13 protein-coding genes are annotated in these 14366 nt (G+C 56.5%); 2 read left to right on the forward strand and 11 right to left on the reverse strand.

The genetic code is table 11. The features are described 5' to 3' along the window. The first annotated feature begins 6 nt into the window (after nt 1-6). Both ACN1CO_RS07395 and ACN1CO_RS07400 read left to right on the forward strand, forming a co-directional pair. The gene (locus tag ACN1CO_RS07395) at nt 7-1005 is read left to right on the forward strand and encodes an aldo/keto reductase (protein WP_419138432.1); all 999 of its coding nucleotides are present in this window, start codon (nt 7-9) and stop codon (nt 1003-1005) included. 101 nt (nt 1006-1106) lie between these two features. After that, entirely contained in the window at nt 1107-1439 is a 333-nt protein-coding gene (locus ACN1CO_RS07400) for a HigA family addiction module antitoxin (RefSeq protein ID WP_419138433.1), read from the forward strand. Between the two features lie 151 nt (nt 1440-1590). Here the strand turns inward: ACN1CO_RS07400 and flhE are convergent, their stop codons facing one another. From flhE to cheW, 11 genes are all read right to left on the reverse strand, one after another. Beyond that, nucleotides 1591-1983: a flagellar protein FlhE gene (flhE, locus tag ACN1CO_RS07405; protein ID WP_419138434.1), complete on the reverse strand. Its 393-nt coding sequence runs from the start codon at nt 1981-1983 to the stop codon at nt 1591-1593. After that, a complete protein-coding gene (gene flhA / locus ACN1CO_RS07410) occupies nt 1983-4079 on the reverse strand; it encodes a flagellar biosynthesis protein FlhA (protein ID WP_419138435.1) in 2097 nt (698 codons plus the stop codon). Before flhA ends, flhE begins: the two co-directional genes overlap by 1 nt. Continuing rightward, complete coding sequence (flhB, locus tag ACN1CO_RS07415; RefSeq protein ID WP_419138436.1) at nt 4072-5223, reverse strand: flagellar biosynthesis protein FlhB; 1152 nt, start codon at nt 5221-5223, stop codon at nt 4072-4074. The genes flhA and flhB overlap by 8 nt, the downstream gene beginning before the upstream one ends. 188 nt (nt 5224-5411) lie before the next feature. Then, the gene (gene cheZ, locus ACN1CO_RS07420; RefSeq protein WP_419138437.1) at nt 5412-6053 is read right to left on the reverse strand and encodes a protein phosphatase CheZ; all 642 of its coding nucleotides are present in this window, start codon (nt 6051-6053) and stop codon (nt 5412-5414) included. Between the two features lie 9 nt (nt 6054-6062). After that, nucleotides 6063-6452: a chemotaxis response regulator CheY gene (gene cheY, locus ACN1CO_RS07425; protein ID WP_419138438.1), complete on the reverse strand. Its 390-nt coding sequence runs from the start codon at nt 6450-6452 to the stop codon at nt 6063-6065. 39 nt (nt 6453-6491) lie between these two features. Then, on the reverse strand, nt 6492-7541 hold the full coding sequence (locus ACN1CO_RS07430; RefSeq protein ID WP_419138995.1) for a protein-glutamate methylesterase/protein-glutamine glutaminase: 1050 nt from the start codon (nt 7539-7541) through the stop codon (nt 6492-6494). Then, nucleotides 7541-8413, reverse strand: coding sequence for a protein-glutamate O-methyltransferase CheR (cheR, locus tag ACN1CO_RS07435; protein ID WP_090960153.1), 873 nt, complete (start codon nt 8411-8413; stop codon nt 7541-7543). Before cheR ends, ACN1CO_RS07430 begins: the two co-directional genes overlap by 1 nt. An 80-nt stretch (nt 8414-8493) precedes the next feature. Next, nucleotides 8494-10170: a methyl-accepting chemotaxis protein gene (locus tag ACN1CO_RS07440; protein ID WP_419138439.1), complete on the reverse strand. Its 1677-nt coding sequence runs from the start codon at nt 10168-10170 to the stop codon at nt 8494-8496. A gap of 105 nt (nt 10171-10275) precedes the next feature. Next, nucleotides 10276-11838 (reverse strand): methyl-accepting chemotaxis protein, encoded by a 1563-nt coding sequence (locus ACN1CO_RS07445; protein WP_419138440.1) that lies wholly within the window; start codon nt 11836-11838, stop codon nt 10276-10278. A 193-nt stretch (nt 11839-12031) separates the two neighbouring features. Beyond that, nucleotides 12032-13702 carry a methyl-accepting chemotaxis protein gene (locus tag ACN1CO_RS07450; RefSeq protein WP_419138441.1) on the reverse strand — a complete coding sequence of 557 codons (1671 nt, stop codon included), beginning with the start codon at nt 13700-13702 and terminating at the stop codon, nt 12032-12034. A 163-nt stretch (nt 13703-13865) separates the two neighbouring features. After that, nucleotides 13866-14363 carry a chemotaxis protein CheW gene (cheW, locus tag ACN1CO_RS07455; RefSeq protein WP_090960141.1) on the reverse strand — a complete coding sequence of 166 codons (498 nt, stop codon included), beginning with the start codon at nt 14361-14363 and terminating at the stop codon, nt 13866-13868. Between the last annotated feature and the right edge of the window lie 3 nt (nt 14364-14366).

A 14366-nucleotide genomic window follows, 5' to 3' on the forward strand; every position in this document is an offset into this window, starting at 1 on the left:
GAGACAATGAAAAAGCGAACGTTAACTCAGGGTCTGGACGTCAGCGCCATCGGCTATGGCGCGATGGGGCTCAGCGAATTTTACGGTCAGACCGATGATCGTCATTCCCTGCAACTGCTCAGCCAGTTGCGCGATCTGGATATCACCTTTATCGATACCGCCGATCTCTATGGATGTGGCCATAACGAGCAGCTGATCGGCCAGTTTCTTGCCGGGCTGAGCAAAGCTGAACGGCTGAAGTTCACCGTCGCCACCAAATGTGGCATTGAGCGGCCGGCGGATGAGGCCTATGCCCGCACCATCAACAATCAGCCGGACTATATTATCCGCAGCTGCCATGCCTCCCTGAAACGACTGGGCGTTGAGCGTATCGATCTCTTTTATCTGCATCGCATCAGTCCGGCGACGCCGATTGAGGAGAGCATGCAGTGTCTCAGCCGTCTGGTGCAGGAGGGAAAGATCGCCCGGATTGGGCTGTGTGAAGCGTCGGCTGCAACGCTGAACCGGGCGCAGGCAATCCATCCGCTGGCCGCGTTGCAAACGGAATATTCACTCTGGACGCGAGACATCGAGGAAGAAATTCTGCCAACGGTGAAAAAGCTCGGCATTGGCCTTGTGCCCTATTCGCCGCTGGGCCGGGGTTTTCTGACCGGCAAATACCGCAAAAACAGTGATTTTGCCGAGGATGATTTCCGCAAAAACAATGATCGTTTCCAGCAGGAGAATATCGATCACAATCTCCAGCTTCTCAACGCGGTGACGCCGCTGGCGGAGAAATACGACGCCACCACCGGGCAGATCGCGCTGGCCTGGCTACTGGCACAGTATGAAAAAATTGTGCCGATTCCAGGCACCAAACAGATCGCTTATCTCGCGGAAAACGCGCAGGCCGCCGATATCGAGCTGGAAGAGCAGGACCTCCGGATACTGAATGCGATTCATCAGCAGATTGAGGTCAAAGGCGGTCGCTATTCTGAGGAGGGAATGAAGGGGGTAAATGCCTGAAGACACATAATGCACTTGAGCACTGTGCAACGGTGCGCTAGCCTTCTGCCTGAATGAATGGGCCTCATCAAACTTTGTCAGTAAATAAAGAGATTAAGACTATGAACCAGGCGACCCGCAAACCGACCACTGTCGGCGATGTTTTACTTTACGAATATCTGGAGCCAACCGGCCTGAAGATTCTCGACTTAGCGGAGATGCTCAAGGTGCACCGCAACACGGTCAGCGCCCTGGTGAACAACAACCGGAAGCTGATGCCGGATATGGCTTTCAGGCTGGCAGCAGCCTTTGAAACCAGCGTTGAGTTCTGGCTTAACCTGCAAAACAATGTCGATATCTGGGAAGTGATGCATGATGCCAGGGCACAGGAAGAGATCAGTCGCGTGACGCCCCTGAAGGATTTTCTGGCGCAGAAAGAGAATCAGGTGGCGTGAAAAGCGTTATCACGCACAGCTCATGACGGGATGTAAAACGGGTGCATCATCAGATACAACGTCAACTTCAGTTTATAGCCAGAACCGTCACGAAAAAGGGAGCCAGAATTGATCTCTGGCTCCCCCTTCAGTCAATTCAGCAACAACACGCTTACTCGTAGTTGACCATCACTTCGCTGCTCACCACCCGTAATCCGGGTGGGAGCGCCCCGCTGCCGGCAAAACCAAACACCATGTGCAACGTCTCACCGGCATTCAGATGTGCCAGCCCGCGCGTGGTGCCGCTGGCACCCTCAAGCGACGTACAACGCTGCTCGCCACACAGTCGGACTTCCAGGCCAGACGGTGCCGGTCTGCTCAGTTCATAACGCCAGTTAACGATGCTGACTTCCCCGCCGACATCGGCGGGTGGCGTCAGCGGCTGGGCCCGTTGCCAGCTGCCACGGTTCGCCAGCAGCGGTCCGTTGGCCGTGGCGCTCCAGGCACCGCCTGCCGCCTGAGCTATCAGCGGCAGCATTAACAACGCAGTCACCAGCCAGCGCATTATTTGCCTCCGATGGTGGCAGTCATACGGATCTGGCGGTTGTCGCTCAGTTCCAGATTAGAGAGCACCACCAGCTGTGGCAGATTGCGGCGCAGGAATCGCGCCAGCAGCGCACGCAGCGGATGATTGACCAGCAACACCGGAGGCGCGCCCAGCATCTCCTGACGCTGCAATGCCGCCTGTGCCTGACTTAACAGTCGATCGGCCAGACCCGGCTCCAGTCCGCCACCGCCCTGCAACGCCTGTAACAGCAGACGCTCAAGCGTAGAATCCAGCCCGATAACCTGCACTTCATCATTACCCGGGAACCACTGCTGAGTAATCGCACGGCCCAGCGCGACACGCACGACGCTGGTCAGCTCCTGTGGATCGCTCTGCACCGGCGCATGTTCTGCCAGCGTTTCGATGATGGTACGCATATCGCGAATCGACACCCGCTCCACCAGCAGATTCTGCAATACCTTGTGCAGCGTGGTCAGTGAGATCACACCCGGCACCAGATCTTCGGTCAGCTTCGGCATCTCCTGGGTCACACGATCAATCAGTTGCTGCGCTTCCTGGCGGCCAAACAGCTCACTGGCGTACTGACCAATCAGATGGTTAAGGTGCGTTGCCACGACGGTACTGGCTTCAACCACGGTAAAGCCCTGAATCTGCGCCTGCTCTTTCAGCGCGCTGTCAATCCAGACCGCCGCCAGGCCAAAGGCCGGATCGACGGTTGCTTCACCCGGCAGGCTGCCAGCAGCCGTGCCCGGGTTAATCGCCATCCAGCGGCCAGGATAGGCATCACCGCTGCCAATCTCCACCCCTTTCATCAGGATGCGATAGCGTGCAGGCGGCAGATCCATGTTGTCACGGATATGCACCACCGGCGGCAGGAAACCGACATCCTGAGCCACCTTCTTACGGATACTGCGGATACGTCCCAGCAGCTCACCGTTTTGCTGATGATCGACCATCGGAATCAGGCGATAGCCCACTTCCATGCCCAGCGTATCTTCCAGCTGCACATCGGTCCACGACGCTTCGGTGGCCGCTGGCGTGTCCGCCGTTTTGTTGCTGATGCTGCCGGCAACTTCCACTTTCTTCTTCGGCTGTGTTTCGCGACCACGTAGCCACCAGGCCAGACCCAGTAAGGCGGCGGTGAACAGCAGGAAGACGAAGTTAGGCATGCCAGGCACCAGACCCAGCAGGCCAATTACACCGGCGCTGAGCATCAGTACACGAGGATCTTTAAACAGCTGGGTGACCATCTGCTCGCCGACATCCTGATCGGTAGCGACGCGCGTTACGATAACACCGGCAGCGGTAGAGATAACCAGCGCCGGGATCTGCGCAACCAGACCATCACCAATGGTCAGCAGCGTATAGGTCTCGGCCGCGTGGCCCGCATCCATACCATGCTGCACCACGCCCACCAGCAGGCCGCCGATGACGTTGATCACCATGATCATGATACCGGCGACGGCATCACCACGAACGAATTTACTCGCACCGTCCATCGAACCATAGAAGTCAGCTTCCTGGGTCACTTCAGCACGGCGGCGTTTGGCGTCATCTTCACCAATCAGACCGGCGTTGAGGTCTGCATCGATCGCCATCTGCTTACCGGGCATCCCGTCGAGCACAAAGCGCGCGCCCACTTCGGCGATACGACCGGCACCCTTGGTGATAACCATGAAGTTGATGATGACGAGGATGATAAACACCACGATACCGATGGCGAAGTTACCGCCCACCAGGAAGTGGCCGAACGCTTCAACCACCTGTCCTGCGGCGGCGGCACCGGTATGCCCTTCCATCAGGATGATACGGGTTGAGGCCACGTTCAGTGCCAGACGCAGCAACGTAGAGAACAGCAGGATCGTCGGGAACGCCGCAAACTCCAGGGTCCGCTGGGTGAACATCGCTACCAGCAGGATCATGATCGACAGCGCAATGTTAAAGGTGAACAGCAGATCGAGGATGAACGGCGGTAATGGCAGAACCATCATCGACAGGATCATCAGGATCAGTACCGGACCGGCCAGCACCTGCCACTGCATATCTTTAAAGTTGCCCGGTAAACGTAGTTTTGCGGCCAGGTTATTAGCCATCGTTTTTACTCTCTCCTGCAAAGTCCATCTCTGCCGGAACCGGCAGGTCTTTTGGTTTGGTTGGGATCAGGCCGCCTTCGCGCTTCCAGCGACGCGACTGCCAGACCCACGCCAGCACTTCGGCCACGGCGGCATAGAGCGCGCCGGGGATGTGCTGACCAATTTCGGTATGTCGGTATAACGCACGCGCCAGCGGCGGTGCTTCCAGAACCGGGATGCGATGTTCAGCAGCCAGTTCACGAATTCTCAGGGCGATCTCGCCCGCGCCTTTCGCAACAACCTTCGGTGCACTCATCTTCTTCTCGTTGTACTGCAGTGCGACCGAGTAGTGCGTCGGGTTGGTGACGATAACGTCGGCTTTCGGGACATCCGCCATCATCCTGCGTCGCGCAGCGGCGCGCATCTGCTGACGAATACGCCCTTTAACATGCGGGTCGCCTTCCTGCTGCTTATGCTCGTCGCGAATTTCCTGCATCGACATCTTCAGCTTCTTAAAGTGGCTGTGCAGCTGCCAGAAGACGTCATAGCCCACCATCGGAATCAGCCCCAGCATCACCAGCGAGCAGCAGATCGCAATCATCTCCATGCCGTGAATCAGCGCGGTGACGGGCGCTTCGCTGATCAGCCGCAGCATCTCAGGCCAGTGGCTCCAGATGTACCACCAGCCCACCGCGCCGACCAGGATAGTCTTGAGGATGCCTTTAAACAGTTCGGTCCAGGCCTGCGCGGCGAACATCCGCTTGAACCCCGCCATCGGGCTCATCTTCTTCAGGTCGAACTTGATCGATTTACCGCTAAAAACGAGTCCGCCCAGCAGCATGGGCGCGGCGATGGCCACCAGCACCAGACCGCCCATCAATGGCAGCAGCGCCATCAGTGCCTGGGTGATCAGGCTGCCGATGTGGCTGACAATAATTTTGTCATCTCTGACCATGCCGTGATCAAAACGGAGTCCGGTGGCGACCATCGCCGCCAGCCGGTGCGCCATGATATTGCCGCCCATCCACAGGATCATGATGCCGGCCAGCAGCATCAGTACGGATGTCAGTTCGCGCGAACGCGGAATCTGGCCCTCTTCACGCGCTTTCTCAAGTCGGTGGGCCGTGGGCGATTCTGTTTTGTCTTCGTCGCTATCTTCAGCCACGACAAACCTCGGTTGGCAGGAATTCTGAGCTTAGAATGCCAAATCTGGCTTAAGTTAAAGCGGAGATAAGAAGGAGGAAACAGGCGTTCTTTCGGGGATGGATGTGACAATGCAGAACGGGGCCACCCAAAGGTGACCCTGTTTAGTTTATTTTGCAGTGGTTTTGCCCGCCCGCAGGCGGATGAAAACTAGAAGCCTAAGCTGTCCAGCAGGTCATCAACCTGATCCTGGTTCGCCACCACGCCCGGTGCATCGGTGTGGATCTGCGGACCGTTCAGCAGGCTGTTACCGACCTGACGCTTCTCAGCGCTGACTTCTGGCATGTTCTCCAGCAGCACCATTAACAGCTGGCGCTCGATTTCCTGGATCACATCCATCATGCGCTTGATAACCTGACCGGTAAGGTCCTGGAAATCCTGCGCCATCATGATTTCAAGCAGCTGCTTGTTGGTAAAGGCGGTATGCTCTGGCACAGCGGTGAGGAATTCGCGCGTATCCGTCACCAACTCCCGCGCATCACCCAGTTCAATCGGGTTCTCAAACCACTCATCCCAACGCCCTTTCAGCTGCGTTGCTCCGGCTTCCATCTTATCCTGATGGGGTTGTGCTGCTTCAACACAGTTCAACGCACGGTCGGCGGCCTGCGCCGTCATCTGCACCACATAATCCAGACGATCGCGGGCATCAGGAATGGCTTCAGCTGCATCGGCAATGGCTTTATCCAGCCCCAGCTCGCGCAGACTGTCGCGCAGCATGCGCGTCAGAGAGCCAATGCGTGAAATGATGTCGGGTGCCGCGGCATCCTCAGTTGGTTTCGGAAAGTCGCTCATCACATCCCCTTACATGCCCAGTTTTTCGAAAATTTTACCCAGCTTTTCTTCCAGAGTAGCCGCGGTGAATGGCTTCACCACATATCCACTGGCACCCGCCTGGGCGGCGGCGATAATGTTCTCTTTCTTCGCTTCCGCGGTTACCATTAACACCGGCAGTGTATTCATTGCCGCGTCGGCACGAATGGTCTGCAGCAGCTGCAGGCCATCCATGTTTGGCATGTTCCAGTCGGAAATCACGAAGTCGAAACCACCCGCTTTCAGTTTGCCGAGGGCATCCACACCATCTTCCGCTTCTTCTACGTTATTGAAGCCCAGCTCTTTCAGCAGGTTACGCACAATACGACGCATCGTATTGAAGTCGTCTACTACCAAAAAGCGCATGTTTTTATCAGCCATATCTACTCCTGAGTTGTCTCGCCCGGCGGGACGGGCCTGTTAAATACGCAATGCCTGTCCGGCGCTAATTTTCGCCAGCATGTGCTGGCTGATGTTGCTTAAATCTACGACTTCGCTCACGCCGCCTGTGGCGATGGCCTCACGCGGCATGCCAAATACCACACAGCTGGCTTCGTTCTGGGCGATAGTCCAGGCGCCTGCCCGATGCATTTCCAGCATCCCGGCCGCACCGTCGTTGCCCATTCCGGTAAGGATGACCCCTACCGCATTTCGTCCTGCAAAGGTTGCTACCGATTTGAACAGCACATCCACTGAGGGTTTGTGCCGGTTAACCGGAGGACCTTCATTCAGTTTCACCACATAGTTGGCACCACTTCGGGCCAGTTCCATGTGCATTGCGCCTGGCGCGATATAGGCGTGCCCCGGCAAAATACGCTCACCATCTTCGGCTTCTTTCACCGTAATCTGACACAGCTTGTTCAGACGCTCGGCAAAAGAGCGGGTAAAGCCTGGTGGCATATGCTGAGTAATCAGCAGTGCCGGGCTGGTCGCCGGTAACGGCTGCAGCACATGGCGTATTGCCTCGGTTCCGCCGGTAGAGGAGCCAATCGCAATCAGCTTCTCACTACTCAGCAGCGGACCCGCTTTCAGTGTCGCTGGCACCGGCATCGCTGTACGGTTGTGCAGACGGGCACGGGAAGCGGCACGAATTTTGTCGCCAATCATCTGGCTGTACGCCAGCATTCCTTCGCGGATGCCGAGCTGAGGTTTGGTGACAAAATCCACCGCTCCCAGTTCCAGCGCACGCAGCGTAATTTCGGAGCCTTTCCCGGTCAGTGATGAAACCATCACCACCGGCATTGGCCGTAACCGCATCAGTTTTTCGAGGAAATCGAGGCCATCCATGCGCGGCATTTCCACATCCAGCGTCAGCACCTGCGGATTGAACTGCTTAATCAAATCGCGGGCGACCAGCGGATCGGGCGCCGTAGCGACCATCTCCATATCCGGATGGCTGTTGATGATCTCTGTCATCAACTGCCGCATCAGCGCAGAGTCATCTACGCACATCACGGTGATTTTGCTCATCATCTTTCCTTCGTCAGTCCATAGACGGTTTGTCCGCGCAGCCAGAACTCTTTACTGATCTGACTGAAGTTTTCTGAGTGCCCGGCGAACAGAATGCCGCCCGGCTTCAGCAGTGGGACAAACCGACGCAGAATCTTCTCCTGCGTCTCTTTATCGAAATAGATCATCACATTGCGACAGAAAATTGCGTCGAACTGACCCGGCAGTGCCCAGTCATTGGCCAGCAGGTTAAGCTGCGCGTAAGTGACCATATTGGTCAGCTCGGGACGTGCCCGCACCATACCGGCATGAGGACCGGTGCCGCGCAGGAAGTAGCGCTGCATTTGCGCCGGTGACAGCGTGCGCAGCTCTTCCTGGCGATACACACCCGCCACCGCTTTTTCCAGCACCTGGGTGTCGATATCGCTGGCATGAACCTGGAACTTGCCCGGCCCAGTGCCCAGCGCTTCCGCCAGCGTCATGGCGATCGAATAAGGCTCTTCGCCGGTTGACGCTGCGGTACTCCAGACGCTGAAGTTGCCCTGGCGCTTACGCGCATGCTCCGCCAGAATCGGGAAGTGATGCGCTTCGCGGAAGAACGCGGTCAGGTTAGTGGTCAGCGCGTTGATAAATGCCTGCCACTCAGCACTGTTCGGATCGGACTCCAGCAGCGCCAGGTAGCGACCGAAATCATCGATGTTCAGCGTACGCAGGCGACGAACCAGACGGTTGTAAACCATCTCACGCTTGTGATCGGCCAGTACGATACCGGCACGCTGATAGATCAGCTGGCTGATACGACGAAAATGCGTATCGGAGAGCGGTAAACGCTGCACCATCTGCGACAGCAGCGTTGTCGTCTCACTTTGATCTAAAATTGTCGATTTTTTCATCTCTGCACCTGGCCCGAACTGAATATATTATTTTTCTGCTGCGATGCCCGGCGGCTTAACGGCGACCGGGCCACGGGCGATTAAAAGGTTTCCCAGTTGTCGTCGCTGCGTGCAGCAGCCGGACGACCAACGGCTAACGGTGCTTCTGACTGGAGAGTTTTCATCGCCGTTGTCTTGTTAACGGCCTGAGCGACAAATTCTTTACCAATATTGAACACTGAAACCGCTTGTTTTAAGTGACTTGCCTGATCTTCGAGCGCTGCAGCCGCTGCTGCTGACTCCTGAACCAGTGAGGCGTTCTGCTGGGTGACGCGATCCATCTCGGTCACCGCAAGGCCCACCTGGTCAATGCCACGGCTCTGTTCGTCTGATGCGGAGGCGATCTCACCCATGATGTCGGTGACGCGTGTTACCGCGCTGACGATGTTGCTCATGGTGTCACCGGCGCTCTCTACCAGCACCGAGCCGGTATTAACGCGGCTAACCGAATCTTCGATCAGACCTTTGATCTCTTTGGCGGCCTGAGCGCTGCGCTGCGCCAGGCTGCGTACTTCACCGGCGACGACCGCAAAACCGCGACCCTGCTCACCGGCACGCGCCGCTTCAACCGCCGCATTCAGCGCCAGGATGTTGGTCTGGAAGGCGATGCCATCAATCACACTGGTAATATCGGCAATCTTCTTGGAACTGCCCGCAATCTCTTTCATGGTGGTGACCACGCCATCCACCACTTTGCCGCCCTGCTGCGCGGTTTCAGAGGCAGTCAGCGCCAGCTTCGACGCCTGACGGGCGTTTTCGGCATTCTGCTTCACAGTCGCGGTGAGCTGCTCCATGCTGGCAGCGGTCTGCTCCAGAGAGGCGGCCTGCTGTTCGGTACGCGCGGAGAGATCGTTATTGCCGATGGAGATTTCGCTGGCACCGGTATAGATGGCATCAGAGCCATCACGCACGGTACGTACAGTACGCACCAGCTCCTGCTGCATGTGATGCAGCGACGTCAGTAACTCACCGATTTCGTTTCGCACGTTAATCTCAACCGGCCGGGTCAGATCGCCGCGTGCGATGTGCTGGATATGCTCAATGCTCTGACGCAGTGGGCGGATCAGCACGGAACGCATGACGTTCCACACCAGGATAATCATCAGCAAAGTCACCGCCAGCGTGGCGATAACAATAGCGATGGAGCGGCTGTACGCCTTCTGATTAGATTCCACACCCTGCTGTGCCAGCTCTTTGTTGTGCTCAAGCCAGGCGCTGTAATCTTTCTGGAACTTGTCCTGGAAACTCTGGGTCGGCTGGTCCACAAAACCTTTGAAGTTGCCGTTGGTGAAGAACACCATCAGCTCCGCCAGTGCATCGTGATAGGCCTTGTAGTTCGCCTGTAACGTCAGAACGTTTTCGGCCGTTTTGCCCTGTTCAGTCAGGTTATCGTTGAAGATCTGATAGTTGACTTCCGCTTCTTTCAGCTCCTGACCCGCCAGGGCGACCAGGTCTTTTACGCTGGCACCCGAGCCCGACATCTGTGCATCCTGCAGAAAACGAATACCGGCGCGGTTAAGGGTGTTGCGCGCCTGAACAAGCGAAACCCATGAGGTGCCCATCGCCTGTTGCAATGTATTCAGGCGCTGGTTGTAGGCAAAATTCTCTTTATCTGAACTGACAGTTTTGAAAAACATTCCGCCCGAAAAAAGCTGCAGCAGCGCAAACAGCGCCAGCACGCACAGCAGGCCGGAAACGACTCGTACTCGACTAAACATAAACACCTCATTGGTTGGCGATTCGTGTTTATTTATCGGCGCAGACGGGGGGAACTTTATGCATGGCAGCGGCTTTAAGCCGCCGCCATGGTGAAAGGCGGGAAATCAGGCGCGGGAAATTTTGAAAACGGAGACGGCCTGGGTCAGTACGCTGGCCTGCTGCTCCAGTGCGGCCGCAGCGGCGGCAGACTCTTCAACCAGTGAGGCGTTCTGCTGAGTCACGCGATCCATCTCAGTGACGGCCAGACCGACCTGCTCAATACCACGGCTCTGCTCATCAGACGCAGAGGCGATTTCGCCCATGATATCGGTCACGCGGGTCACGGCGCCCACGATCTCATTCATGGTGCTGCCAGCACTTTCAACCTGCAGTGAACCGCTGTTGACGCGTGATACGGAGTCTTCAATCAGGCCTTTGATCTCTTTCGCAGCCTGGGCGCTGCGCTGTGCCAGACTGCGCACCTCACCTGCCACTACCGCAAAACCGCGACCCTGTTCACCGGCACGCGCCGCTTCAACGGCTGCGTTCAGCGCCAGGATGTTGGTCTGGAAGGCGATGCCGTCGATCACGCTGATGATGTCAGCGATTTTCTTCGAGCTGCCCGCGATCTCTTTCATGGTGGTGACCACGCCATTCACCACTTTACCGCCCTGCTGTGCAGTTTCGGAAGCGGTCAGTGCCAGCTGTGACGCCTGACGGGCGTTATCAGCATTCTGCTTCACCGTGGCGGTGAGCTGCTCCATGCTGGCTGCAGTCTGCTCCAGTGAGGCGGCCTGCTCTTCGGTGCGGGATGAAAGGTCGTTGTTACCGGCGGCAATTTCGCTGGCACCGGTGAAGATGGCATCAGAGCCGTCACGCACATTACTCACTGTCATGACCAGCGACTGCTGCATCTCATGGATGCCTGCAGCCAGCTGGCTCATCTCATTGCGACCTTCAACCACAATCGGCTGGGTCAGATCGCCAGAGGCGATAGCACGAATCTGTGCCAGCAGCTGTTGCAGCGGCTGAATCAGCACCTGACGCAGGCCAAACCAGCAGGTAATAATCACCGCCAGCACCACAGCACCAATGGTGGCCAGCAGCCACATCATCTGAGTAAACGCTTTCTGATTCTTTTCCATACCCTGATCGGAAAGTGCAGTCTGGAGTGCACGCCATTTGTCATAGCTGCCCTGCATCGCCACCTGTTTCTGCTCAATATTCTGCTTGAACATACCTTCCAGGTCGCGCGCCTGCAGACTTTTTACCATCGCTTTCAGGCCGCTTTCGTAATTGGTGTAGTCGGCTTCCAGCTTGTCGCCCAGCTTCTCATCAAGACCGGGAGTGGTAGGCAGATGGTAATAGATTTTGAAGTGGCGATCGGCTTCCACCAGTTGCTTACTGGCTTTATTAATCAGCTCATCAAGCTGTCCGCCGTTCATCTGCGATGCCATGCTGGTCTGTAAGCGCAGCATGCCGCGGTTCAGCGTAGTACGGCTGTTGTTTAAGGCAATATAAGCGTCAGTCATCTCGGTGACATTGCGATTAGAGACCTGCGACAGTGCGAAGGACTCCTTGTCTTTATTGAGAGCTGACCAGAAAAGGCTGCCAGCGACTAACTGGAGCGCGCCAAAGATAACCAGGACTGCGATTAAACTGGTCACCACTTTTATTTTTTTTAACATTATGTTCCCCTGCAGGTTAATTTAGGTGCAGCGGCTATATCGGCGTGTTTATAGGATTAATTAACGCTTTTCGGCGCTTTCAGGAGAGAAGTGGCTTTTGTAATTAATTTTATCAGCAGGAGCTGCTGAGTTTGGCTTTAAGCAGAGGAATAAAGGGGGTAGCTGCGCATCCCGCAGGATGCGCAGCTTTACATCAGAAGGTTTCCCAGTGCGTATCACTGACGGGAGCCGTCAGGGCTTTGCGGGGTGCCATAGCTGCCGTAGCGGGCGCGGCTATCGGCAGATGCTTTGTCAGCGTCTGCATGGCTTCACGTTTGATTCTGAAGACAGACACGGCCTGGCTTAAGCGGCTGGCCTGATCTTCCAGTGAGGCGGCCGCCGCAGCGGACTCCTCCACCAGCGAGGCGTTTTGCTGGGTCACGCGATCCATCTCGGTGACCGCCTGGCCGACCTGATCGATCCCACGGCTCTGCTCGTCCGACGCCGAGGCGATTTCGCCCATGATGTCGGTGACGCGCGTAACCGCACTGACGATATCGCTCATGGTTTCCCCGGCGGTGCCGACCAGCTGCGAACCGACATTAACCCGGTTCACGGAGTCATCAATCAGTCCTTTGATCTCTTTGGCCGCCTGGGCGCTGCGCTGTGCCAGATTACGCACCTCGCCCGCGACCACCGCAAAACCACGACCCTGTTCCCCGGCGCGCGCCGCTTCAACTGCCGCATTCAGCGCCAGGATATTGGTCTGGAACGCGATGCCATCAATCACGCTGGTGATATCTGCAATCTTCTTCGAACTACCGGCGATTTCGCTCATGGTTTTCACCACGCCAGCCACCACGTTGCCGCCTTTTTCTGCGGTTTCGGAGGCGCTGAGTGCCAGCTGTGAAGCCTGGCGGGCGTTTTCGGCGTTCTGCTTCACGGTCGCAGTCAGCTGCTCCATGCTGGCCGCCGTCTGCTCCAGTGAGGCAGCCTGCTGTTCGGTGCGGGCAGAAAGGTCATTGTTCCCGGCAGAGATCTCACTGGCGCCGGTGAAGATCGCATCCGATCCTTCACGCACGTTAGTCACGGTGCGCACCAGCGACTGCTGCATCTCATGCAGGCTGGCCGCGAGCTGGGTCATCTCGTTGCGCCCTTCCACCACGATGGGCTGGGTTAAATCGCCCTGGGCGATGTGCTGAATGTGATTGATGCTGCTGTTCAGCGGCGTCATCACGATTTTGCGCAGGCCAAACCAGCAGAGCACGATCACCGCGACCACGGCGGCCATGATGGTGGAGAGGATCCACATCATTCGGGTATAGGCGCTGCTGTTCTCTGCCACGCCCAGCGTGGTCAGCCGACTCTGATCGGCGCGCCACTCTTGATAGAGTGTTAAAAATGCACTCTGACTTGGTGCCACCGGGGCTTTTGCGGCCGCGGCCATATCATTGACCTGGAGCGCGCTCTGCAGGCTGCTTAGCGCACCCGCATAGTCGCCGAAGCGCTGGTCAAGCTGGTTGTTGAGTTGCTCATCCTGTCCTGGGGTATCTGGCGTATCTTTGAACGTCTTGTAAAAACCCCCTGCCGCCTGCTGGAAACGCTGACTATCCTCAAACAGCGAGGCGACATCAGCCGTTTTACCTTCCAGTTTACTGGTGGCGATACGCAGCTGAATGCGGGTCAGCAGGACACGGCTCTGGTTAAGACTCATATAAGCGTCATTAAGCGCCTGGGTGTTTTGCATGGCCAGCTGGGAAACGGCGAAGCTTTGCTTATCGTGGCTTAATGCGGAGTAAAAGACAGAACCGGAGAAGGCCTGTAACAGCCCGAACACCAGCAACACCAGTAACAGACTGGTGACAACACGGATTTTCGTTAACATGAGTAACCCTGAACAAAGTAGGTAATTAAAAAGTGACTCAGGGATTATCGGCAGGTAAAAGCAGGAAATTAGGGGGCGGAGAGGCTTTATTATATGATTTTAAAGGAATTATCACCAGCCGGAACTATCACGGGCCAGCCAGAACCGGCCCGTGATGATTCGATTACGCGCTACGCAGGTTATCAACCAGCGCCATCTCGTCGCTGCTCAGCAGTTTCTCGATGTCGACCAGAATCAGCATGCGGTCACCCAGTGCGCCCAGACCGGTCATGTACTCGGTAGACATGGTCACAGCGAACTCAGGTGAAGGACGGATCTGATCCTGGGTCAGTGACAGCACGTCAGAGACACCGTCAACCACGATACCGACCACACGGTTTTCCAGATTCAGTACGATCACCACGGTGTTTTCGTTGTACTCCACATCGGGCTGCGCAAACTTCACACGCAGATCGATAATCGGCACGATAACGCCACGCAGGTTAGTGACACCGCGGATGAATTCAGGGGTATTCGCAATACGTGTTACCTGATCGTAACCGCGAATTTCCTGAACTTTGAGGATATCGATGCCGTACTCTTCGTCGCCCAGCGTAAAGACCAGAAACTCCTGACCTACTGTTTCGCCAGCAATTTTTGTCACGGTTGCCATTCCATTCATGTT

It is taken from the genome of Pantoea sp. R13S299, from assembly GCF_048515925.1.
Classification (GTDB): Bacteria; Pseudomonadota; Gammaproteobacteria; order Enterobacterales; family Enterobacteriaceae; genus Pantoea.

Excerpts from the sequence above, each read along its gene's own strand:
- flhE (WP_419138434.1), bottom strand. The coding sequence starts at position 1,983 with ATGCGCTGGCTGGTGACTGCGTTGTTAATGCTGCCGCTGATAGCTCAG.
- ACN1CO_RS07430 (WP_419138995.1), bottom strand. The coding sequence starts at position 7,541 with ATGAGCAAAATCACCGTGATGTGCGTAGATGACTCTGCGCTGATGCGG.
- cheY (WP_419138438.1), bottom strand. The coding sequence starts at position 6,452 with ATGGCTGATAAAAACATGCGCTTTTTGGTAGTAGACGACTTCAATACG.
- ACN1CO_RS07450 (WP_419138441.1), bottom strand. The coding sequence starts at position 13,702 with ATGTTAACGAAAATCCGTGTTGTCACCAGTCTGTTACTGGTGTTGCTG.
- ACN1CO_RS07445 (WP_419138440.1), bottom strand. The coding sequence starts at position 11,838 with ATGTTAAAAAAAATAAAAGTGGTGACCAGTTTAATCGCAGTCCTGGTT.
- cheR (WP_090960153.1), bottom strand. The coding sequence starts at position 8,413 with ATGAAAAAATCGACAATTTTAGATCAAAGTGAGACGACAACGCTGCTG.
- flhA (WP_419138435.1), bottom strand. The coding sequence starts at position 4,079 with ATGGCTAATAACCTGGCCGCAAAACTACGTTTACCGGGCAACTTTAAA.
- ACN1CO_RS07395 (WP_419138432.1), top strand. The coding sequence starts at position 7 with ATGAAAAAGCGAACGTTAACTCAGGGTCTGGACGTCAGCGCCATCGGC.
- ACN1CO_RS07400 (WP_419138433.1), top strand. The coding sequence starts at position 1,107 with ATGAACCAGGCGACCCGCAAACCGACCACTGTCGGCGATGTTTTACTT.
- cheW (WP_090960141.1), bottom strand. The coding sequence starts at position 14,363 with ATGAATGGAATGGCAACCGTGACAAAAATTGCTGGCGAAACAGTAGGT.
- cheZ (WP_419138437.1), bottom strand. The coding sequence starts at position 6,053 with ATGAGCGACTTTCCGAAACCAACTGAGGATGCCGCGGCACCCGACATC.
- ACN1CO_RS07440 (WP_419138439.1), bottom strand. The coding sequence starts at position 10,170 with ATGTTTAGTCGAGTACGAGTCGTTTCCGGCCTGCTGTGCGTGCTGGCG.